At 65.1% G+C, this 18,703-nt stretch carries 19 protein-coding genes; 15 read left to right on the top strand and 4 right to left on the bottom strand.

The annotated features are described in order from the left end of the window. Nucleotides 1-19: 19 nt before the first annotated feature. Nucleotides 20-550 (bottom strand): DUF3617 family protein, encoded by a 531-nt coding sequence (locus ACE10W_RS35045; RefSeq protein WP_060910451.1) that lies wholly within the window; start codon nucleotides 548-550, stop codon nucleotides 20-22. A gap of 44 nt (nucleotides 551-594) precedes the next feature. After that, the gene (locus ACE10W_RS35050; RefSeq protein WP_011090198.1) at nucleotides 595-888 is read right to left on the bottom strand and encodes a hypothetical protein; all 294 of its coding nucleotides are present in this window, start codon (nucleotides 886-888) and stop codon (nucleotides 595-597) included. A 181-nt stretch (nucleotides 889-1,069) separates the two neighbouring features. Here ACE10W_RS35050 and ACE10W_RS35055 point away from each other — a divergent pair, with 181 nt between their 5' ends. From ACE10W_RS35055 to ACE10W_RS35070, 4 genes are all read left to right on the top strand, one after another. Further along, on the top strand, nucleotides 1,070-1,534 hold the full coding sequence (locus tag ACE10W_RS35055; protein ID WP_028174664.1) for a hypothetical protein: 465 nt from the start codon (nucleotides 1,070-1,072) through the stop codon (nucleotides 1,532-1,534). Between the two features lie 121 nt (nucleotides 1,535-1,655). After that, entirely contained in the window at nucleotides 1,656-2,372 is a 717-nt protein-coding gene (locus ACE10W_RS35060; protein ID WP_304548463.1) for a ribonuclease T2, read from the top strand. A gap of 124 nt (nucleotides 2,373-2,496) precedes the next feature. Then, nucleotides 2,497-3,357 (top strand): 23S rRNA (adenine(2030)-N(6))-methyltransferase RlmJ, encoded by an 861-nt coding sequence (locus tag ACE10W_RS35065; RefSeq protein WP_304548466.1) that lies wholly within the window; start codon nucleotides 2,497-2,499, stop codon nucleotides 3,355-3,357. Nucleotides 3,358-3,607: 250 nt separating this feature from the next. Beyond that, the gene (locus tag ACE10W_RS35070; protein ID WP_008544396.1) at nucleotides 3,608-3,823 is read left to right on the top strand and encodes a cold-shock protein; all 216 of its coding nucleotides are present in this window, start codon (nucleotides 3,608-3,610) and stop codon (nucleotides 3,821-3,823) included. A gap of 88 nt (nucleotides 3,824-3,911) precedes the next feature. On the opposite strand, the gene ACE10W_RS35075 is transcribed toward ACE10W_RS35070, so the two are convergent. Beyond that, nucleotides 3,912-4,535, bottom strand: a complete 624-nt coding sequence (locus tag ACE10W_RS35075) for an outer membrane protein (protein ID WP_028174662.1) — start codon at nucleotides 4,533-4,535, stop codon at nucleotides 3,912-3,914. Between the two features lie 244 nt (nucleotides 4,536-4,779). Between ACE10W_RS35075 and uvrC the strand changes: the two genes are divergently transcribed. The 9 genes from uvrC (at nucleotide 4,780) to ACE10W_RS35120 (ending at nucleotide 13,563) form a co-directional block, all read left to right on the top strand. Beyond that, entirely contained in the window at nucleotides 4,780-6,840 is a 2,061-nt protein-coding gene (gene uvrC / locus ACE10W_RS35080) for an excinuclease ABC subunit UvrC (protein ID WP_271555210.1), read from the top strand. A 95-nt stretch (nucleotides 6,841-6,935) separates the two neighbouring features. Next, nucleotides 6,936-7,553: a CDP-diacylglycerol--glycerol-3-phosphate 3-phosphatidyltransferase gene (gene pgsA, locus ACE10W_RS35085; protein ID WP_011090204.1), complete on the top strand. Its 618-nt coding sequence runs from the start codon at nucleotides 6,936-6,938 to the stop codon at nucleotides 7,551-7,553. After that, nucleotides 7,550-7,801 carry a molybdopterin converting factor subunit 1 gene (gene moaD, locus ACE10W_RS35090; RefSeq protein WP_011090205.1) on the top strand — a complete coding sequence of 84 codons (252 nt, stop codon included), beginning with the start codon at nucleotides 7,550-7,552 and terminating at the stop codon, nucleotides 7,799-7,801. Before pgsA ends, moaD begins: the two co-directional genes overlap by 4 nt. Before the next feature lie 4 nt (nucleotides 7,802-7,805). Then, nucleotides 7,806-8,288: a molybdenum cofactor biosynthesis protein MoaE gene (locus tag ACE10W_RS35095; protein WP_304548489.1), complete on the top strand. Its 483-nt coding sequence runs from the start codon at nucleotides 7,806-7,808 to the stop codon at nucleotides 8,286-8,288. Further along, nucleotides 8,288-9,247, top strand: coding sequence for a 50S ribosomal protein L3 N(5)-glutamine methyltransferase (gene prmB / locus ACE10W_RS35100; protein WP_304548491.1), 960 nt, complete (start codon nucleotides 8,288-8,290; stop codon nucleotides 9,245-9,247). Before ACE10W_RS35095 ends, prmB begins: the two co-directional genes overlap by 1 nt. Nucleotides 9,248-9,336: 89 nt before the next feature. Continuing rightward, nucleotides 9,337-9,924, top strand: coding sequence for a phage holin family protein (locus ACE10W_RS35105; RefSeq protein WP_011090208.1), 588 nt, complete (start codon nucleotides 9,337-9,339; stop codon nucleotides 9,922-9,924). A 1-nt stretch (nucleotide 9,925) separates the two neighbouring features. Beyond that, nucleotides 9,926-11,056: a YihY/virulence factor BrkB family protein gene (locus tag ACE10W_RS35110; protein WP_304548493.1), complete on the top strand. Its 1,131-nt coding sequence runs from the start codon at nucleotides 9,926-9,928 to the stop codon at nucleotides 11,054-11,056. Nucleotides 11,057-11,202: 146 nt separating this feature from the next. Beyond that, nucleotides 11,203-12,693 (top strand): EAL domain-containing protein, encoded by a 1,491-nt coding sequence (locus ACE10W_RS35115; RefSeq protein ID WP_161536721.1) that lies wholly within the window; start codon nucleotides 11,203-11,205, stop codon nucleotides 12,691-12,693. Nucleotides 12,694-12,708: 15 nt separating this feature from the next. Then, entirely contained in the window at nucleotides 12,709-13,563 is an 855-nt protein-coding gene (locus ACE10W_RS35120) for a TIGR01459 family HAD-type hydrolase (protein ID WP_304548496.1), read from the top strand. Between the two features lie 199 nt (nucleotides 13,564-13,762). On the opposite strand, the gene ACE10W_RS35125 is transcribed toward ACE10W_RS35120, so the two are convergent. Continuing rightward, the gene (locus ACE10W_RS35125) at nucleotides 13,763-14,158 is read right to left on the bottom strand and encodes a response regulator (protein WP_008567674.1); all 396 of its coding nucleotides are present in this window, start codon (nucleotides 14,156-14,158) and stop codon (nucleotides 13,763-13,765) included. Between the two features lie 232 nt (nucleotides 14,159-14,390). On the opposite strand from ACE10W_RS35125, the gene ACE10W_RS35130 reads away from it, so the two are divergent. Together ACE10W_RS35130 and ileS are read left to right on the top strand one after the other, a co-directional pair. Continuing rightward, on the top strand, nucleotides 14,391-15,362 hold the full coding sequence (locus ACE10W_RS35130) for a bifunctional riboflavin kinase/FAD synthetase (protein ID WP_304548509.1): 972 nt from the start codon (nucleotides 14,391-14,393) through the stop codon (nucleotides 15,360-15,362). Between the two features lie 205 nt (nucleotides 15,363-15,567). Further along, the gene (ileS, locus tag ACE10W_RS35135; protein WP_304548511.1) at nucleotides 15,568-18,576 is read left to right on the top strand and encodes an isoleucine--tRNA ligase; all 3,009 of its coding nucleotides are present in this window, start codon (nucleotides 15,568-15,570) and stop codon (nucleotides 18,574-18,576) included. The last annotated feature ends 127 nt before the right edge of the window (nucleotides 18,577-18,703 follow it).

Here is an 18,703-nt window from a genome sequence, read left to right on the forward strand (position 1 = left end):
ATCCGGGCTACAATCTCGCCTACTTCGGCAGCAGCGCCTTCAGCTTGTCCATGTCGCGCACGTTCATCTTGAAGCCGCCGGGCATCACGATGTCGCCGGGCTTCTGGTCCGGCTTGCAGGCGCCGAGCCATTTCGCTTCGAGCGTCATGGTGGTGTCGCGCCCCGCGGCGCCGGCGGCGCCGCCTTGCGCGTGTGACGACGTCTTCACCGTGTAGGCCGAGTTGAAATCGCCGGTGATCTCGGCGTGCGAGGTGGTGCTGATGCCGGCGACGCTGCACTCGGAATCGCTGACATAACCGGTCGCGGTCTTCTTGATGTCCTGCTTGGCGCAGATCTGCTTGGCCATCGGGGAGACGTTGTTGTTCATCTCCTTGTCGACGGTCTCGTCGGTGCAGTGCTGCATGGTCATTTCCGGCATCTGCGAGCCGGTCCTGACCATCTTCAATTCCCACAGGCCGGCCTTGCGCACCGGCAGATCGTCGGCACTGGCGCCGCCTGCCGACACCACAAGGCAAAGGGCCGAGCCGAGCAAAGCAAGTTTGCGCGTCATGTGGGAAGCTCCCGGCTGAGAGATCGCTGCGTTACGAAAACGCCTCAGTACAGCGTGCGGATCGGCTGGTTGGCGGCGCCATAGGGCACCCAGCGGCAGGAGAACGAGATGTAGCCGCCCTCATAGGCCTGCACGCCGAGGAATTTGACGACCTTGCCGTACCGCGCGCAATGATCGACCGCGACCTGCCGCGCATCGACCTGATTGGCCATCGAATAGGCGATGATGCCGCCGGTGTCGTTGCCCTTGAACGGGGGCACAGGAAGGATATCGGCGCGCGCCGACTGGCCCGCCATCATACCCAGGGCAAGAAGGCCCGCGGCCGCAATGATTCGCATTCCCGTTACTCCAATTGGTTGGCGCCAGTTTACGGTGCCGGGACGGAAGTGAAAAGAACTGAAGCCCTGTCGGATGCGACGTTCTGGTCAACTCCTGGCCAAGTGTTGCCGCGCTGCACTTGACCTCACCCGCCCTTCGCGGCACCGTCCGACCTCCGCAGATCATCTGTCTGGATTGCCCATGCGCGCCTCGACCTCCCTGAAATCGCTCCGCTTTGCCGCCGTGCTCGGCCTCATGTTCGGGGCGCTGTCGCTCGGTGAGGCCAGGGCCGCCAATCCGCTGGAGCTGAATTTCTGGCTGAGCGGACCGCGCTATGACGGCAATGTCGCCGATTGCGACAAGGCGCTGCCGACGATCGCCACCCAGTTCTGGGAGAAGGAAAGCGCCTTCTGGAATTCCTCGTTGAAGATCACCGGCTTCTCCGCCGTACACGAGACCGCGTTCCGGCCCTGGCAGTCGGACAATATTCCGCGCCGTTATTGCACCGGCGAGGCCATGCTCAACGACGGCAAGGTGCGCAAGGTGCATTTCTCGATCATCGAGGATGGCGGCTTCGCCGGTTACGGCAATGGTGTCGAATGGTGCGTGGTCGGGCTCGACCGCAACTGGGCCTACAATCCGGCCTGCCGCGCCGCCAAGCAGTAATTCGACAGCCCTGATTCGGACCGAGCCAGCGGCCCGACACGGGCGCCGCCCGAATTTTGTTCTTGAAATGTTCTCATCGCCTGCTAGGCTCGATTGCACAGTCTAGTTGAGGGGCGTCGCCATGTTTCATTCCAGATTGCATTCGTTCTCCCGCCTGATGATCTCGCTGACCTTGGCCTTGACCTTTGCCCTGCCCCTTGCCGCCGGGCTGGTCTTGCCGGCGGGCGTCGCGAAAGCCCAGGACAGGCGGCAGAACGCGCCCGGCGAATTCGATTTCTATGTGCTGTCGCTCTCGTGGTCGCCCTCCTTCTGCGAGGAGGCGGCGGAGCGCGGCGGCCGCTCCCAGATCCAGTGCAGCGGCCGGCCCTATTCCTTCGTGGTGCACGGGCTGTGGCCGCAATATGAGAACGGCTTCCCGGAATATTGCCAGCGGCCGGCGCCGCGGCTGAACCGCAGCATCGTCTCCTCGATGCTCGACCTGATGCCGGCGCCGGGCCTGATCTTCAACGAGTGGGACAAGCACGGCACCTGCTCGGGGCTCGCCGACCGCAGCTATTTCGAGACGATCAGGAAAGCGCGCGCCGCCATCAAGATTCCGGCCGAATATCTCGAATTGTCGCAGGCCAAGACCGTGGCGCCTGCCGAGGTCGAGGAGGCCTTCATCAAGGCCAATCCGGGCCTCGGCAGCGCCGCCGTCTCGGTCACCTGCAACCGGACGCGGCTGTCCGAGGTCCGCATCTGCCTCAGCAAGGACCTGCAATTCCGCGCCTGCGAGGAGATGGACCGCCGCGCCTGCCGCCGCGACCAGGTGACGATGCCGCCGATCAGGGGTGGGTAGCTGCTAAATCAGCTCCGTCATTCCGGGGCACGCGAAGCGTGAACTATGGTGCGCAGTTCGGTGCTACGTACCGCCCCGGAATGACGGGAGTTACTTTCATCGCGCGATGTCGTAACTCTCCGCCATGAACTACCGTCACGCCTTTCATGCCGGCAACTTTGCCGATGTCATCAAGCACATCGTGCTGGCGCGCATCCTCACTTATTTGCAGGACAAGCCGGGGGCGTTCCGCGTCATCGACACCCATGCCGGCGCCGGCCTCTACGATCTCGAAAGCGACGAGGCGCGGCGCGGTGGCGAATGGCTAACCGGCATCGCGCGACTGATGCAGGCGCGCCTGTCGAACGAGACCGCGGCGCTGACAAAGCCTTATCTCGACATCGTCCGCGCCTTCAATCCGAAGGGCGAGCTCAAGGCCTATCCGGGTTCGCCGCTGATCGCGCGCGGCCTGCTCAGGCCGCAGGACCGCCTCGTCGCCTGCGAACTCGAGCCGAAGGCACGCAAGGCGCTGATCGACGTGCTGCGCCGCGACGAGCAGGCACGCGTGGTCGATCTCGACGGCTGGGTGGCACTGCCGGCCTTCGTGCCGCCGAAGGAGCGGCGCGGGCTCGTGCTGATCGACCCGCCGTTCGAGGCAAAGAACGAGTTCGAACGGCTGGGCGAAGCCTTCTCGGAGGCTTTCGCAAAATGGCCGACCGGTATCTATGTAATCTGGTATCCGGCCAAGAGCCGGCGCGCCACCGATGCGCTGGCACAGCTCGTGGCGCGGCTCGCAGCCGCAGCAAAGCCACCGGGCAAATGCCTGCGCCTCGAGTTCAGCGCCGCGCCGCAAGCCGACGGCGCGGCCCTCACCTCCGCCGGGCTGCTGATCGTCAATCCCCCTTACACGCTGCACGGCGAGCTCAAGACGATCCTGCCCGAACTCGAAATGCCGCTCGGCCAGGGCGGCGCTGCCAGATTCCGATTAGAGGTGCCGAGGCCGTAACACTCCGGCATTCTTGGGAAAAATATGCAGGAGCGGTAGTCAATCTGCAAAGAACCGTATTATGCTATTTCCGTGACTGGCTTTACGTTCCGCTTCCGCGAATGGTTGCGGCGGAGTGAAGGCCTAAGAAAGATCCGGCCGGACCGAAAGGTCCGCCCAAGGATGGCCAGCTCCCGGGCTCCGTACGGCCCGGTCATGTCGTGACGTGAGTCTGCGTCACGACGGAGGAGCAATGAGGGGGAGTTTCCCGATGGCCATGACGGGAACGGTCAAGTTCTTCAACGGCGAGCGCGGCTACGGCTTTATCAAGCCGGATGACGGCGGTCGCGATGTCTTCGTTCACATCACTGCTGTGGAGCGAGCGGGACTGAAGGACCTTGCCGAAGGACAGCGTATTACTTTCGAAGTCGAACCGGACAAGAAGGGGAAGGGACCGAAGGCGGTCAATTTGGTCATCCTCTCCTAGCGGGCCTGACGCAAAAAAACCTGGCGCAAAAAAAGTCCCGGCCGCGAGCGGCCGGGAGGTTATTGTCCGGTATTTTCTTATTTGGCTATCAGAAGTGATAGTTGACGCCTGCGCGCACAACGCTGGCGGTATAGCCGTTTGACACGCCTGTAATTGCGAACTGACTCGTCGACAGATCGATGTAGAGATATTCGAGCTTGGCGCTCCAGTTCGGCGCGAGGCCGACTTCCGCACCGGCACCGATGGTCCAGCCGGCGCTGGTGTGCGACTCCGTCCAGCCGAAGGTCTGCGCGCGCAGTTCGCCGAAGGCGAGGCCGGCGGTGCCGTAGAACAGCACGTTGCTGAAGGCATAGCCGGCGCGGCCGCGCAGGGTGCCGAACCACGGATTGGAGAACTTCCAGGGCGCGAAGGTGTCGTCGGCGCCAGCGGCCTGGATGTCGCCCTCGACGCCGAACACCCACGGGCCGTTCTGGAAATTGTAGCCGGCCTGAATGCCGCCGACGAAGCCGGACGGCTTTGAGGGATTGTTGTCGACCGAGCCCCACTCATAGCCGATGTTGCCGCCGAGATACGGACCGGCCCAGCTATACGCGTTCAGCGGCTGGTTGACGGTATAGGGGGCACGCTGCCCGTAACTGAGATCGGCGGCCTCTGCCGAAGCTGTCCAGCCGGCGGCAACCAACGCGGCTGCGCCCACAACGAGCCTCTTCATCACACACTCCAACGCAACTGCCGCAACCGGTGCGATGCCGGCGCCGCCGCGCCATGTCGCATGGTTACGGAACCAAGACTTTTCGCGTAAGATTTATCGAGAGTTTTAAGTTAAAGGGCTGTTAAGACCCGTTACCGCGCGCTTAACAGACTTAAGGAAGCGTTACCGGGAACTGCGCCGCCATCCTGTGCGTGCAGCATGGCCGGAACTTCAAATCGGTCCCCCCAGCGCCTAAATTCGTCCCATGGTTCACGATTCCACCGACGATCCGGACGACACCCGCGTTCGCAAATCAAGGCGCGGCACGGCACCGGACGCCCCGTCCCAGGAGACGGCACCGCCCGACCTCGATCCCGCCACCACGGGCGGCGACGACGAGGACGACGCGCTTCTGCCTGACATCCTGGAAGAGAGCGGCGCAGTCGGCGAAGAGCCGCTGGCGAGCGGCCATGAGGCGATCGAGCGCGCGGTCCGGCTCGCGCCGACCTCGCCCGGCGTCTATCGCATGCTCAACGCGAATGCCGACGTGCTCTATGTCGGCAAGGCCAAGAACGTCAAAAAGCGCCTGTCCAACTACGCGCGCCAGAGTGCGCCGCAACCGGCGCGCATCCTGCGCATGATCGCCGCCACGGTGACCGTGGAGATCGTCTCGACCAACACCGAGACCGAAGCGCTGCTGCTGGAAGCCAACCTCATCAAGCAGCTCCGGCCGCGCTTCAACGTGCAGCTGCGCGACGACAAGTCGTTTCCCTATATCCTGATCACCGGCGACCACTGGGCGCCGCAGATCCTGAAGCACCGCGGAGCGCAGACCCGGCCCGGACGCTATTTCGGCCCGTTCGCCTCCGCAGGCGCCGTCAACCGCACCATCACGGCGCTGCAGCGCGCGTTTCTGATCCGCTCCTGCACCGATTCCTTCTTCGAGAGCCGCAGCAGGCCCTGCCTGCTCTACCAGATCCGCCGCTGCGCCGGTCCCTGCACCCGCGAGATTGATTTCCCCGGCTATACGACCCTGGTGCGCGAGGCGACCGACTTCCTCTCCGGCAAGAGCCATGCGGTGAAGCAGGAGCTCGCCGGCGAGATGGAGAAGGCGGCCAATGAGCTCGAATTCGAGACCGCCGCGCTCTACCGCGACCGCCTAGCCGCGCTGTCGGCGATCCAGTCGCAGCAGGGCATCAATCCGCGCACGGTGGAGGAAGCCGACGTGTTCGCCATCCACCAGGAGGGCGGCTTCTCCTGCGTCGAGGTGTTCTTCTTCCGCACCGGCCAGAACTGGGGCAACCGCGCCTATTTCCCGCGCGCGGAGAAGACCTTTACGCCCGAAGAAGTGCTCGGCTCCTTCCTCGCCCAGTTCTACGACGACAAGCCGCCGCCGAAGAACATCCTGCTTTCGCATGAGATCGAGGAGAGCGAGCTGCTTGCCAACGCGCTGTCGATCAAGGCCGGCCACAAGATCGAGGTCACCGCGCCGAAGCGCGGCGAGAAGAAGGAGCTCGTCGCCCATGCGCTGACCAATGCGCGCGAGGCGCTGGGCCGGAAGCTCGCGGACACCGCGACGCAGGGCCGCCTGCTCGATGCCATGGCGACGACGTTGAGCCTGCCGCATGCTCCCAAGCGCATCGAAGTCTACGACAACAGCCACATCCAGGGCACCAATGCGGTCGGCGCCATGATCGTCGCCGGCCCGGACGGCTTCGTGAAGAACCAGTACCGCAAGTTCAACATCAAGTCGGAAGGGGTCACGCCCGGCGACGACTACGGCATGATGCGCGAGGTGCTGGAGCGCCGCTTCAAGCGCCTCATCAATCCGCCCGAGGAGGGCGCCAAGGTCAAGGACGACGATTTTCCGCAATGGCCCGACCTTGTCATCATCGACGGCGGCCGCGGCCAGCTCAACGCCGTCCGGGAGATCTTTGCAAATCTCGGCCTGACCCAGGTGTCGCTGATGTCGGTCGCCAAGGGGCCGGACCGGGATGCCGGCCGCGAGACCCTGTTCATGCCGGAGCGCGAGGCGATCAAGCTCGAGCCGCGCGACCCCGTGCTCTATTTCATCCAGCGCCTGCGCGACGAGGCCCACCGCTTCGTCATCGGCTCGCACCGCAAGCTGCGCAAGAAGGACATCCGCGAGGCCGGTTTGCAGGAGATTCCGGGCATCGGCCCGTCACGCAAACGTGCCTTGCTGCATCATTTCGGAACCCTGAAGGAGATCGAACGGGCCTCGATCGCCGATCTCGGCAAGGTTCCGGGGGTGAGCGCCGAAAGCGCCCGCAGGATTTTCGAGTATTTCCATCCCCAGCCGGGGTGAACTAAGGGGTCCGCAGTCATATGGTCGTCGCATCCTGCACCCCATTTGGGAGCGGGACGGTTGACCTTCAGGCTTGAGCGGTATTGGTAGGACGGATGAACATCGCCACGACACGAGGGACGACCAGCCGCGCGATGTCCCTCCCGAACATCCTGACCTATGGCCGGATCGCCGCGATCCCGGTCGTGGTCGGGTGCATCTACGCGCAGTCGATTCTGGATCAGCCGTTGTGGCTGCGCTGGGTCGCGGTCGCCATTTTCATCGCGGCGGCAGTCACCGATTACCTCGACGGCTATTACGCGCGGATCTGGAATCAACAATCGGCGTTCGGCCGGATGCTCGATCCGATCGCCGACAAGCTGCTGGTCGCCTCCTGCCTACTGATGCTGGCCGCCGACGGTATCATCCATGGCTGGTCGCTGTGGGCCGCCATCGTGATCCTGTGCCGCGAGATCCTGGTCTCGGGCCTGCGCGAATATCTCGCCGCGCTGCGCGTCAGCGTGCCCGTCACCAAGCTTGCCAAGTGGAAGACCACGGTCCAGCTCGTCGCCATCGGCTTCCTGCTCGCGGGCGAGGCCGGCGACCAGGTCGTGCCCGTCGTAACCCAGATCGGCCTCTTGCTGCTGTGGGCCTCGGCGATCCTCACCATGTACACCGGCTACGATTATTTCCGCTCCGGCATCCATCACCTCATCAAGGAGGATGAGGTATGAAGGTGAAATATTTTGCCTGGGTGCGCGAACGCGTCGGCAAGGCCGAGGAAACCATCGAGCCGCCCGCGACCGTGCGCACCGTCGAGGAGCTGATCGCCTGGCTGTCCGGCCGGAGCGAGGCCTATGCCTATGCGTTCGAGAAGCCGAAGGTCATCCGCGCCGCGATCGACCATGCCCATGTCAAGTCGGACGCCGCAATCGCGGGCGCCCGCGAGATCGCGTTCTTCCCGCCGATGACCGGCGGCTAGGCCCATGACTTCCCCTGCGACCACCGGCCCCGTCACCATCCGTATTCAAGAGGACGATTTCGACATTGCGCGCGAGATCGCGCTCCTGACCAGGAGCCGGACCGACATCGGCGCGGTCGTGAGCTTCTCCGGCATCTGCCGCGGCGACGAGGATAGCGCGAAGATCGCCGCGCTGACGCTCGAACATTATCCCGGCATGGCCGAGGAAGAGATCAAGCGTCATGTCGACGAGGCAACCACGCGCTGGCCGCTCAACGGCGTCACGGTCATCCATCGCGTCGGGCGGTTCGTGCCCGGCCAGAACATCGTGCTGGTGCTGACCGCCTCGCAGCATCGTCAGGCCGCATTCCAGGCGGCCGAGTTCCTGATGGACTATCTCAAGACCAGCGCGCCGTTCTGGAAGAAGGAAGAGAGCGCCACCGGCACCGGCTGGGTCGAGGCCCACGCCCGTGATGACGAGGCCGCCGCACGCTGGACGAAATCCTGATGGCAAGAGCTTCGAAAAAGACCGCGCGCGGCCGCGCCGCGCCAAAACTTGCGAAGGTCGGCCGCGGCGAGCTTGTCACGCTCATCGACTACGTCCGCTATGCCGTGAGCCGCTTCAATGAAGCCAAGCTCGCCTTCGCGCACGGCACCACCGATCCGGTGGCGGAAGCGGCCTTCCTGGTCTGCGAGGCCCTGCATCTTCATCCCGACCAGTTCGAGGCCTTTGCCCACGCCCGCGTCGCCGCCGCGGAAGGCAAGACCCTCCTCGACCTGATTCATCAGCGCGTGACCACGCGCAAACCGGCCGCCTATCTCGTCAACAAGATCTACATGCGCGGCCTGCCCTTCTATGTCGACGAGCGCGTCATCGTCCCGCGCTCCTACATCGGCGAACTGCTGGATTCGCATTTCGGCGGCGACGGCGAGGCCGGCTCGCTGATCGACGACCCCACGGCCGTCGAGCGCGTGCTCGACCTCTGCACGGGTTCGGGATGCCTTGCCATCCTCGCCGCGTATCACTTCCCGAATGCAACGGTCGATGCCGTCGACATCTCCAAGGGGGCGCTCGAAGTCGCCGCGCGCAATGTCGGTGAGCACGGGCTCGATGAGCGGGTCACGCTCCATCGCGGCGACCTGTTCGCCCCGCTCGGCGATAACAGATACGACCTTATCATCACCAACCCGCCTTACGTCGATGCGGAAGGCATGGCGGCCTTGCCGCCGGAATGCCGAGCCGAGCCGAAGCTTGCCTTCGACGGCGGCGTCGACGGTCTCGACGTGGTGCGCCGGATCCTGCGCGACGCCCCTGAGCACCTGACGCCGGACGGCGGGTTGATCTGCGAGATTGGCCGCGGCCGCGAATTGGTCGACGAGGCCTTCCCGGAACTGCCGCTGCTCTGGCTGGACACCGAAGACTCCGAAGGCGAGGTATTCTGGATCGCGGCCGCCGATCTCGACTGATCGGCCGCCGCGGCGGCACTCCGCGCGGAACAAGTCAAATCCCGTCACGTTCATCCCCGACGAATGTCTCGCTCTCGGAGGATGTCCGCATGCTCGCGCCATCGGGCGAATTGCTGCGCGTCGGCGTGGCGCTGAAACTCAACCATCTCAAGCGTGCCGCCCGGTCCTACTTGCGTGACCGCACCAGCCAGGCCACGGGACGGGCGACGTCCTATGCGGTCGCGGCCGGCCTGTTCGCAGTGGCCGGGCTGTTCCTGATCGCGGCCTTCTTTGTCGGCCTGGTCGCCCTGTACCGCTGGATCGCGATCACCTACGGACAGTTCTGGGGCTTCGGTGCCGTCGGCGCCGTGCTGTTGGTCCTGGCTGCATGCTGCGGCGGCGCGGCTCTGGCCCAGATGAACCGTCGGGACAAGCCGATCGTGCCGCTGGCCAGCCGCCTGCGCGTTGCGATCGCCACCCCGCGGATTCCGCGCGGAACGGTCAAGCAGGCGGTGAAAGAGGTCGCGACGACGATTCCCCTGGCGCCGCTCGCACCCGGCGAACGCAGCCATGGCGGCAACACCCGGCCCGTGCGCGCCAACCGTCCCGTGCAGCTGGGTCTGATGCTCGCAGCCGTCGGGCTGCTGGGCTTCACGGCCGCGCGTCGGAGACGGCACGGGCACGGATTGGACGCTTGAGATGCCCGCGCGGCGCTCAGGGCAGCTCGACTCCTGGCTACTGATCGCCACCACGGCCGTCTTCGTGCTGACCGCCGAGCGCTACTTCCAGGACCCCGGCGTGGTCCGGCCGGGGCCTCCGCAAGACCACCACAATGGCGAGGCGAATGCACCGGAAACGAGCCCGGCGCGTGCGGCCGTCCAGCCCGGCCATGGCCGCGGTGCGAAGAGTCCCCTCGCTATCCCCTGGGCCGGCTGGAAGGATATCTTCTGGCGTACCTATCAGCGCATCGACGACGATCGCCTGCTCGCCACGGCGGGCGGTGTCGTGTTCTTCGGGCTGCTCGCGATCTTCCCCGCAGTCACCGCGCTGGTCTCATCGTACGGCCTGTTCGCCGATCCCTCGACGATCAGCGCCAACCTGCAAACGCTTGCGACGATGCTGCCCGAGGGCTCGTTCCAGATCGTCGAGGACCAGGTCGCGCGCGTGGTGTCGAAGGGCAATACAACGCTTGGTGTCACCTTCCTGCTCGGCCTCCTGCTTGCGATCTGGAGCGCCAATGCCGGCGTCAAATCGATCTTCGATGCCCTCAATGTCGCCTATGAGGAGCGCGAGAAGCGCAGCTTCATCCGGCTGAACTTGGTGTCGCTGGCCTTCACGGCCGGCGGCATCGTGGCACTGCTGCTGATGGTGGGCGCCGTCGTCGCCTTCCCGCTCGCGCTCGATCATCTCGGCCTGGCGCCCGAAAGCAAGCTGATCGTGGCGCTGGCACGATGGCCGCTCCTGTTCCTCATCCTGCTCGTGGCGCTTGCCATCCTCTACCGCTTCGCACCCAGCCGCGATGCGCCGCGCTGGCAATGGCTGAGCCTCGGCGCGGTGGCGGCCGCCCTGCTCTGGATTGCCGGCTCTGCCTTGCTGTCCTGGTATCTGTCCGAGTTCACCAATTACAACGCCACCTACGGCTCGCTCGGCGCGGCGATCGGCCTGATGATGTGGATGTGGATGTCCGCGATCGTTATCATGTTCGGCGCCGAGCTGAACTCGGAGATCGAACGGCAGACCCTGCGCGACACGACCACCGGGCAACCGAGGCCGCTCGGAAGCCGCGAGGCGGTCTCTGCGGATACGGTCGGCGCCGCCGCTCCGGCCTGACCTCGCCGCGAACGGACCGCTATCCCCTAGAATCAACAATGATGTTAGGGTCACGCGGCTTGGGGGAGCATGAGGCGTGACGGGTTCGCACAGTAACCCGTGTTTTCCCGGGTGAGGCAGTCAGCTCTTGAGGCGTAACGCGCGGCATGATTCGCATTTCGACGATCTTCATCGCCATCTGCATGGTTCTGGTCGCGGCCTCGCTCGGGCTGGCGCTCTACGCGGTCGCCGGCATCAGCGGAACCGAATCCGCGATCGTGGCGCTGACCGCGCTGACCTTCCTGATCCTCTACAACGCGGTATCGATGCGGCTGCGCGACCGCAGCGACGTCGGCGGCCAGATCGCCGACCTCTCGCGCGGCACCGCCGACCTCGCCCGCCAGGTGGCCGAATTCGGCCGCCGGTTGGCTGCGATCGAAGGGCGCATCGCCTCGTCCAATTCGACCAATTCCGACCGCATCCAGTCGGTGGTCGGCGAGATCAACGAGCTCGGCGGGCTGGTCAAGCAGCTCGCGTCCACCGTGTCGACCCATGAGGACCTGCTGGCCGGCGCGACGCCGCCCTCTCCCGCTCCGGTCGCAAGGGCGGAACCGGAAGCACCGATCGACCTGATCGCGCCGCTCGGGGAGCGGCCGGTGGCGCCGCCACCGCTTCCCGCGGCTCCCCCGCCTCCCGCAGCGCAGCCGCGGCCGGCACCGTCAGTTCAGGCCCAAGCCGCCCATCCGGTTCAGACTCCCAACGGACGCAACCAGACCCAATTGCTGGCGACGCTGCGCAGCGCGATCGACGAGAACCGCGTCGACATCTTCCTCCAGCCGATGGTGACGCTGCCGCAGCGCAAGGTGCGGTTCTACGAGGCGGTGACACGGGTCCGCGACGAGCGCGACCAGTTGATCGCCGCCGAGGAGTTCATCAGCATCGCGGAGGCCTCGGGCCTGATCGGGCGTGTCGACAACATGGTGATGCTGCGCTGTGTGCAGGTGCTGCGCCGCCTGATGGTCCGCAACAAGGACGTCGGCGTGTTCTGCAACGTCGCGGCCTCCACGCTCGGCAATTCCACCACCTTCGCGCAATGCCTCGACTTCCTCGAAGCCAACCGGGCGCTGGCGCCGTCGCTGGTGCTGGAGTTCAAGCAGTCGACCTTCCGCAATCTCGGCCCGGCCGAGTCCGAGAACCTCGCCGCGCTCGCCCAGCGCGGCTTCCGCTTCTCGATCGACCATGTCACGGATCTGCGCATCGAGCCGCGCGAGCTCGCCGACCGCGGCGTGCGCTTCATCAAGGTGCCGGCCACGCTGTTGCTCGATCCGAGGCAGGCCTCGACCTCCGACATCCACCCGTCCGACCTCTCCGACCTGCTCGGCCGCTTCGGTATCGACCTGATCGCCGAGCGGATCGAAGGCGAGCGCGCCGTGGTCGATCTGCTCGACTATGACGTGCGGTTCGGCCAGGGGTTCCTGTTCGCGCCGCCCCGGCCATTGCGGCCGGAGGGGGCATCTGCTACCGGCGGGGCCTCGCCGAACCAGGCGCAGGACATTCAGGGATCCAATGTCTCCGGCACACCCAGCCCAGGCGCGACGTCAGCCGCTCCTCCAGCACAACGCATCACCGGCAACGCGGCGCTCGCGCGCCGTATCTGATCGGCCGTGCGCATCATGACCACGCTGCATTTCGCCGAAAGCCTGCGCGAGCTCGTGGGCGATGTGGACGTCGTGCTCAGCGACATCTGGGGCGTGGTTCACAACGGCCTGGAATCTTTCCCCGAAGCCTGCGAAGCGCTGCACACCTATCGCAGCCGCGGCGGTACAGTAATCCTGATCACCAATGCACCGCGCCCCGCCGACTCCGTGCAGCGGCAATTGCGCAAGCTCGGCGTCGCCGACGAGACCTATGACGCGATCGTCTCGTCGGGCGACCTGACCCGGCTCTATGTCGCCGAGCATCCCGGCCGCAAGATGTTCTGGCTGGGCCCCGAGCGCGACAACTCGATCTATCGCGGCCTCGATGCGGTGACCGCACCGCTGGAAGAGGCCGACTACATCGTCTGCACCGGCCTCTATGACGACGAGACCGAGACGGCGGAAGACTATCGCGGCATGATGCTGAAGGCGCGCGAGCGCAAGCTGACGCTGGTCTGCGCCAACCCGGACATCGTGGTGGAACGCGGCGACCGGCTGATCTATTGCGCCGGCGCGATCGCCGAGCTCTATCGCGAGCTCGGCGGCGAGGTGATCTTCTACGGCAAGCCGCACCGGCCGATCTACGAGCGCGCGATGGCGCTCTCCGGCGAACGCCAGGGCCACCAGATCGACCGCAGGCGCGTGCTGGCGATCGGCGATTCCGTCCGTACCGACCTCACCGGCGCGCGCGAATTCGGCATCGACTGCCTGTTCGTCACCCGCGGCATCCATGCCGAGGAGTTCGAAGGTCTCGACCAGCTCGACCCGGCTTCCGTGATGGAATTGTTCGGCCACCCGCCGAAGGCGCTGATGCGTGAATTGAAGTGGTGACGGCATAGCCGTCATCCCGGGATGGTCCGAAGGACCAGACCTCAGATGCGCAATTGCGCATCGGGGGATCTCGAGATTCTCAGGTGCGCAATCGCGCACCATAGTTCGGTGCTGCGCACCGCCCCGGAATGACACTCGCAATGCAGAAGGCCCGGGACGAGCCCGGGCCTTGCGAATTCAACCGATAGCCCAGGCGCGCTTACGCGCTCGCCATGTCCGGGAAGACCGCCTCGATCTTGGTCTTCAGCGTCGCCGCGTTGAACGGCTTGACGATGTAGTTGTTCACGCCGGCCTTCTTGGCCGCGATCACGTTCTCGGTCTTCGATTCCGCCGTGATCATGATGAAAGGCGTGGTGGCGAGGTTCGGATCCGCGCGCACTTCGCGCAGCAGGTCGTAACCCGTCATCGGCTCCATGTTCCAGTCGGAGATCACGAGGCCGTACTTCTTGCCGCGCATCTTGTTCAGCGCCGCCGAACCATCGCTGGCATCGTCGATGTTCTCGAAGCCAAGCTGCTTCAGCAGATTCCTGATGATACGGATCATGGTGCTGTAGTCATCCACCACCAGAACCGGCATCGACAAATCAACCGCCATCTCGACTCCCCCAACGCAAACCCAGGAATATTACGATTGGAGCCGCCAGGCCGGAGGCCCGTGCAGTTCCACGTTTCAAGGACTAGCACCAAGGCGTTAAACAGCGCGTTAACTGCCGCCGCCCCCGAAGAATTGAAATGGCGTTCAATGCCGCCGCCTCCCCCCGCTTGACTTCGCCGGGCGGGTCACGCCACGGTCCCGGCCGGTCCCGCCGGCTCGAGAATTTCCCCTGATGGCCCCGCATTTTACCGTTATCCGCGACACCACGCCGGATTCCGCGATCCCCCGGGGCGCCGTGGTCGCCATGGGCAATTTCGACGGGGTTCATCTCGGCCATCGCGCGGTGATCGCAGCGGCCCTGGAAATGGGCCGGGCGCATGGCCGCCCTGCGCTGGCGTTGACCTTCGAGCCGCACCCACGGCGGTTTTTCAGCCCCAACACCCCGCAATTCCGCCTGACGGACGAGCGGGCCAAGCTGCGGCTTCTGGCCGGGACCGGGCTCTCCGGCGCCGTGGTCATGACCTTCGACAAGGCGAGAGCCGGCACCAGCGCGCAAGATTTCATTCACCATGACCTGATCGGGCGTCTCGGCGTCAGCGCAATCGCGGTCGGCTACGACTTCCATTTCGGCAAGGGACGGGTCGGCTCGCCGAGCCTGCTGGTCAACGAGGCGCCCCGGCTCGGCATCGAGGTCGACGTGCAGCCGCATGTCGATTTCGACGAGCGGCCGGTTTCCTCCAGCGCCATCCGGATTGCGCTCGCCGAGGGCCAGCTTGACGAAGCCACCACCATGCTCGGCGCCCCCTGGTTCATCACCGGCGAGGTGATCCATGGCGAAAAGCGCGGCCGCGACCTCGGCTACCCCACCGCCAATATCCGCCTCGACGCCAATTGCGGCCTCAAGCATGGCATCTATGCGGTGCGGGTCGGCCGCGGCGCCGAGCGCCTGGACGGCGTGGCGAGCTTCGGCCGCCGCCCGACCTTTGACAATGGCGCCCCGCTGCTGGAAATCTTCCTGTTCGACTTCAAGGGCGACCTCTATGGGCAGGCGCTCGACTGCGCCTTCGTCGGCTTCATCCGCGAGGAGCTGAAGTTCGACAGCCTGGAGGTCCTGATCCGCCAGATGGACGACGATTCCGCCCGCGCCCGCGCCATGCTGGCCACCGCGCCGGACGCATTTCCGCGGCTGGGCGTCATCGATTGAGGCCGAAAACCGGCCTGCCGGACCTTTGCGCTTCCTCCGCCCGGCTGCTATGGAGTGCCCATGTTTGCGCGGCGCATCATAGGGATTAGCGGCCCGGCTTCCGCCTGAGCCTGAAGGCTCGGCGCAAGACCGGGATTTCGTCGTTTCACCCCGCGATTCCGCATCGCCATCCGTTTTCCCGCGCCCTTCCGAGCCAGTCAGCCTCATGTCCGAAAAGCCGCAAAAGTCCCAAAAGTCCGAAGTCAAAGACTATTCGAAAACCCTGTTCCTGCCGCAGACCGAATTCCCGATGCGCGCCGGCCTGCCGCAGCGCGAGCCGGAGATCCTGAAATACTGGAACGACATCGGCCTCTACGACAGGCTGCGCCAGGAAGCCGAGGGCCGCACCAAATTCGTGCTGCATGACGGCCCGCCCTACGCCAACGGCAACATCCATATCGGCCACGCGCTGAACAAGATTCTCAAGGACGTCGTGACCAAGAGCCAGCAGATGCTCGGCTTCGACTCCAACTACGTGCCCGGCTGGGACTGCCACGGCCTGCCGATCGAATGGAAGATCGAGGAGGAGAACTACCGCAAGAAGGGCAAGCAGAAGCCCGACTTCCGCGACTCCGCCGCGATGGTCGCGTTTCGAAAAGAGTGCCGCGCCTACGCGACGCACTGGATCAACGTGCAGCGCGAGGAATTCAAGCGCCTCGGCATCATCGGCGACTGGGATCATCCCTATCAGACGATGAGCTATCCAGCCGAAGCGCAGATCGCGCGCGAGCTGATGAAGTTCGCCGCGAACGGCACGCTCTATCGCGGCTCCAAGCCGGTGATGTGGAGCGTGGTCGAGAAGACCGCGCTTGCGGAAGCCGAGGTCGAGTACGAGGACTACACCTCCGACATGGTCTGGGTGAAATTCCCGGTCACCTCGCCAGCGCACGGCGCGCTCGCCTCGGCCAGCGTCGTGATCTGGACCACCACGCCGTGGACGCTGCCCGGCAACCGCGCCATCTCGTTCTCACCGAAGATCGCCTACGGCCTCTACAAGGTGACGGATGCGCCTGCGGACAATTGGGCGAAGACCGGTGATCTGCTGATCCTGGCCGACGCGCTGGCCGCAGAAGTGTTCAAGCAGGCCCGCGTCACGACCTATGAGAAGGTGCGCGAGTTGCCGGCGGACACGCTCGACGCGGTGGAATGCGCACATCCGCTGAAGGGCTTTAGCGGCGGCTACGAATTCACGGTGCCGCTGCTGCCGGGCGATCACGTCACCGACGATACCGGCACCGGCTTCGTGCACACCGCGCCCGGCCACGGCCGCGAGGACTTTGACGTCTGGATGGCGAATGCGCGCGAACTGGAAGCGCGCGGCATCAACACAACGATCCCCTACACCGTCGATGAGAACGGCGCTTTCACCGACCACGCGCCGGGCTTTGTCGGCAAACGCGTCATCAACGACAAGGGCGAGAAGGGCGATGCCAACGAGGCCGTGATCAAGGCGCTGATCAACGCCGGCAAGCTGCTGGCCCGCGGCCGCCTCAAGCACCAATATCCGCATTCCTGGCGCTCGAAGAAGCCGGTGATCTTCCGCAACACGCCGCAATGGTTCATCGCGATGGACAAGGACATCAGCGCGAACGGCCATGCGAAGAAGGGCGACACGCTGCGCGCCCGCGCGCTGCACGCGATCTCGGTCACACAATGGGTGCCCCCGTCGGGCGAGAACCGCATCAACGGCATGATCGCCAACCGTCCGGACTGGGTGATCTCGCGCCAGCGCGCCTGGGGCGTGCCGATCGCCGTGTTCGTGCGCGAGAAGAGCGACGGCTCGGCCGAGATCCTGCAGGACGAGATCGTCAACCAGCGCATCGCCGAGGCCTTCATGGAGGAAGGCGCCGACGCCTGGTACATGGACGGCGCCCGCGAGCGCTTCCTCGGCTCCCGCGCGAGCGAAGACTGGAAGAAGGTCGACGACATCTGCGACGTCTGGTTCGATTCCGGCTCCACGCATGCCTTCGTGCTCGAGGATCGCCAAAACTTCCCGCAGCTCGGCAACATCGTCCGCAAGGTCGACGGCGGCAGCGACACCGTGATGTATCTCGAAGGCAGCGACCAGCATCGCGGCTGGTTTCATTCCTCGCTGCTGGAGAGCGCGGGCACGCGGGGCCGCGCGCCCTACGACATCGTGCTCACCCACGGCTTCACGCTCGACGAGAACGGCCGCAAGATGTCGAAGTCGCTCGGCAACACGGTCGAGCCGCAGAAGGTGATCAAGGATTCGGGCGCGGACATTCTGCGCCTGTGGGTCTGCGCGACCGACTATGCCGACGACCAGCGCATCGGGCCCGAGATCCTGAAGAACACCATCGAGACCTATCGCAAGCTGCGCAACTCGATCCGCTGGATGCTTGGAACGCTGCATCACTTCAAGCCGAGCGAGAAGGTCGCCTATGCCGAGATGCCCGAGCTCGAGCGGCTGATGCTGCACGAATTGGCCGGCCATGCCGAGACCGTTCGCAACGCCTATGCCGCCTTCGACTACAAGACCGTGGTCGCAAGCCTCGCGGCCTTCATGAACTCGGAGCTGTCGGCGTTCTATTTCGATATCCGCAAGGACACGCTCTATTGCGATCCGCCGTCCTCGCCGGCGCGCAAGGCCGCGCTCACCACGATCGACCTGTTGTGCGACGCCATCCTGAAATGGCTCGCGCCGATTCTGAGCTTCACGACCGACGAAGCCTGGCGGATGTTCCGCCCCAACGCGGAGCCCTCGGTCCATTTGACCCTGTTCCCGGCGGACATCGAAAAGCTCCGCGACGACAAGCTCGCCGCGAAATGGGAGACGATCCGCAACGTCCGCCGCGTCGTCACCGGCGCGCTCGAGCTCGAACGCGCCGCCAAGAACATCGGCTCGTCGCTGGAGGCATCGCCCGTGATCTATGTCGCCGACCGCGACATGCTGGCGACGCTGTTCGACATCGACCTCGCCGAAGTCTGCATCACCTCGAACTACGAGGTGCGCGAGGGCGAGGCGCCGGCTTCGGCGTTCCGTCTCGATGCGGTGCCAGGCGTTGCCGTCGTGGTCGAGAAGGCGGTCGGCACCAAATGCGCCCGCTCCTGGAAGATCTCGCAGACGGTCGGCGAAGACCCTGAGTATCCCGACGTCACCCCGCGCGACGCCCAGGCGCTACGCGAATGGAAGGCGCTGGGGGTGGGGGTCTGATAGTCGTCCCGGCGAAAGCCAGGACCCATCACCACCGCCGTCAAAGGTGAACAGAGATCGATGACCCCGAGTCTTTCAAACGATTACCGCGTGGGGTTATGGGTCCTGGCATTCGCCAGGACGACGG

The organism is Bradyrhizobium sp. B025 (assembly GCF_042257955.1).
In the GTDB taxonomy this organism is placed as follows: Bacteria; Pseudomonadota; Alphaproteobacteria; order Rhizobiales; family Xanthobacteraceae; genus Bradyrhizobium; species Bradyrhizobium diazoefficiens.

Excerpts from the sequence above, each read along its gene's own strand:
- ACE10W_RS35115 (WP_161536721.1), top strand. The coding sequence starts at position 11,203 with ATGATTCGCATTTCGACGATCTTCATCGCCATCTGCATGGTTCTGGTC.
- ACE10W_RS35065 (WP_304548466.1), top strand. The coding sequence starts at position 2,497 with ATGAACTACCGTCACGCCTTTCATGCCGGCAACTTTGCCGATGTCATC.
- ACE10W_RS35050 (WP_011090198.1), bottom strand. The coding sequence starts at position 888 with ATGCGAATCATTGCGGCCGCGGGCCTTCTTGCCCTGGGTATGATGGCG.
- ACE10W_RS35120 (WP_304548496.1), top strand. The coding sequence starts at position 12,709 with ATGACCACGCTGCATTTCGCCGAAAGCCTGCGCGAGCTCGTGGGCGAT.
- ileS (WP_304548511.1), top strand. The coding sequence starts at position 15,568 with ATGTCCGAAAAGCCGCAAAAGTCCCAAAAGTCCGAAGTCAAAGACTAT.
- ACE10W_RS35055 (WP_028174664.1), top strand. The coding sequence starts at position 1,070 with ATGCGCGCCTCGACCTCCCTGAAATCGCTCCGCTTTGCCGCCGTGCTC.
- prmB (WP_304548491.1), top strand. The coding sequence starts at position 8,288 with ATGGCAAGAGCTTCGAAAAAGACCGCGCGCGGCCGCGCCGCGCCAAAA.
- ACE10W_RS35045 (WP_060910451.1), bottom strand. The coding sequence starts at position 550 with ATGACGCGCAAACTTGCTTTGCTCGGCTCGGCCCTTTGCCTTGTGGTG.
- ACE10W_RS35075 (WP_028174662.1), bottom strand. The coding sequence starts at position 4,535 with ATGAAGAGGCTCGTTGTGGGCGCAGCCGCGTTGGTTGCCGCCGGCTGG.
- ACE10W_RS35095 (WP_304548489.1), top strand. The coding sequence starts at position 7,806 with ATGACTTCCCCTGCGACCACCGGCCCCGTCACCATCCGTATTCAAGAG.
- ACE10W_RS35105 (WP_011090208.1), top strand. The coding sequence starts at position 9,337 with ATGCTCGCGCCATCGGGCGAATTGCTGCGCGTCGGCGTGGCGCTGAAA.
- moaD (WP_011090205.1), top strand. The coding sequence starts at position 7,550 with ATGAAGGTGAAATATTTTGCCTGGGTGCGCGAACGCGTCGGCAAGGCC.
- ACE10W_RS35125 (WP_008567674.1), bottom strand. The coding sequence starts at position 14,158 with ATGGCGGTTGATTTGTCGATGCCGGTTCTGGTGGTGGATGACTACAGC.
- ACE10W_RS35060 (WP_304548463.1), top strand. The coding sequence starts at position 1,656 with ATGTTTCATTCCAGATTGCATTCGTTCTCCCGCCTGATGATCTCGCTG.
- ACE10W_RS35130 (WP_304548509.1), top strand. The coding sequence starts at position 14,391 with ATGGCCCCGCATTTTACCGTTATCCGCGACACCACGCCGGATTCCGCG.
- uvrC (WP_271555210.1), top strand. The coding sequence starts at position 4,780 with ATGGTTCACGATTCCACCGACGATCCGGACGACACCCGCGTTCGCAAA.
- pgsA (WP_011090204.1), top strand. The coding sequence starts at position 6,936 with ATGAACATCGCCACGACACGAGGGACGACCAGCCGCGCGATGTCCCTC.
- ACE10W_RS35110 (WP_304548493.1), top strand. The coding sequence starts at position 9,926 with ATGCCCGCGCGGCGCTCAGGGCAGCTCGACTCCTGGCTACTGATCGCC.
- ACE10W_RS35070 (WP_008544396.1), top strand. The coding sequence starts at position 3,608 with ATGGCCATGACGGGAACGGTCAAGTTCTTCAACGGCGAGCGCGGCTAC.